This window comes from Kosmotoga sp., assembly GCF_982836095.1.
Genome location: NZ_CEYIHJ010000217.1, coordinates 281 through 1633, shown reverse-complemented (window position 1 = coordinate 1633; position 1353 = coordinate 281). Strand labels below are relative to the sequence as shown.

1 protein-coding gene and 2 pseudogenes are annotated in these 1353 nt (G+C 41.3%); all 3 read right to left on the bottom strand.

What is annotated here, in order from left to right; genetic code table 11:
* Positions 1–345, bottom strand: a pseudogene (locus tag AC3LHT_RS10320) (cell division protein FtsA); the annotation flags it as partial.
* Positions 346–350: 5 nt separating this feature from the next.
* Entirely contained in the window at positions 351–992 is a 642-nt protein-coding gene (locus tag AC3LHT_RS10315) for a DUF4894 domain-containing protein (protein ID WP_290666342.1), read from the bottom strand.
* A gap of 6 nt (positions 993–998) precedes the next feature.
* Positions 999–1353: pseudogene (locus tag AC3LHT_RS10310) on the bottom strand (DNA topoisomerase IV subunit B); the annotation flags it as partial.

Sequence of the window (1353 nt, the reverse complement as noted above, 5' to 3'; positions counted from 1 at the left end):
CATAATATCATCTATCGTGTTCTGAGTTACTACGATGGGCTTTTCTTCTGAAAGAATTTCTTCAATACTTTCGGAGAAAACGGAGTAAGCACCATCCGTGAAGCTGATGCGAAATTCCGCTTCAATTTCCCTTTTCATCTGCCCTGTCAGGTCGTCAATGAGTTTCTGAATCGACTGTTTTAGAGCCACTGCATCTTTCACGTCTCCCTTGTCAAGCCCAACTGATTTTACACTTCCGTAGGCTTCAAGAAGGATTTGCCCTGATTGTTCAATACTGACTACAACGCCTTTAATGGTATTAGTCCCGACATCAATTGAAACTATATAATCTCTCCCCCGCGGCATGTTGTTCACCTCACCCTCATCAGTTTACCATCACTGAAAAGTAAATATTCACTGGTATCTTCTGCCTTGATTATTTCTTCGATAACCTCTTTCCGCTTTTCGAGCAAGACATTCCAATCAAAAACCTTAAGAACGATTCCACGTCGGAAGAAAAGCGTCCCGCTTTTATAATCCACACCAGAGAGTCTCTTCAAAAACATGGCATTTCCATAGATGGTATCAACTACCTTAAAAAAGGATTCGTCGTTCTTTTCCAGAGTATAGCCAGATTCTCCTTTAACGAATCCAAGTCCACTTATAACCGGGAAATATTCCACCTCAGCTTGAGTTGCAAAATCTATTATCTGATTTCTACCCATCCAGTAATATCTACCATCCAGATAGACAACATATTTTGCGTCATCGAGCAAGTACCTTCCTTCACCTATTTTTTCAACCCCCGGTGGAATAATTATATCAATTCTCCACTTCCTTCTGAAAGCATACGGAAAATTAATCCTGCGTACCTCGTTATCGTCCAATGTATACAACCTGGTTTCCATCTTATGCGGCTCCGTGAAAACCACTTCGACAACCATTTTTGCAAGTGAAGCAATCCATATCACTCCAATGCAAAAAAGGACAGCGAAGACTCTCCGCCTTAGCATAACACATCAGATGTCGAGATTGTCAACCAACAGGGCGTGGCGCTTAATGAAATCACGCCTTCCTTCTACTTCGCTTCCCATCAATATGCTGAATACCCTATCGGCCTCTTCGGCATCTTCCATTTCTATCCTAATCAATTTTCTCTTTTCAGGATCCATAGTTGTTTCCCAAAGCTGATCTGGGTTCATTTCACCGAGCCCTTTATATCTCTGAATGTTGAACTTTCTGCCAGGATTTTCCTTTGTGAAAGCCTCTAATTCCTCATCCGAGAAGAAATAGTATTTCTTTTTGTTCAAATCTATCTTGTATAGCGGTGCTTGAGCTATATAAACCCTACCGTTTGATATCAGCGGGGTCATA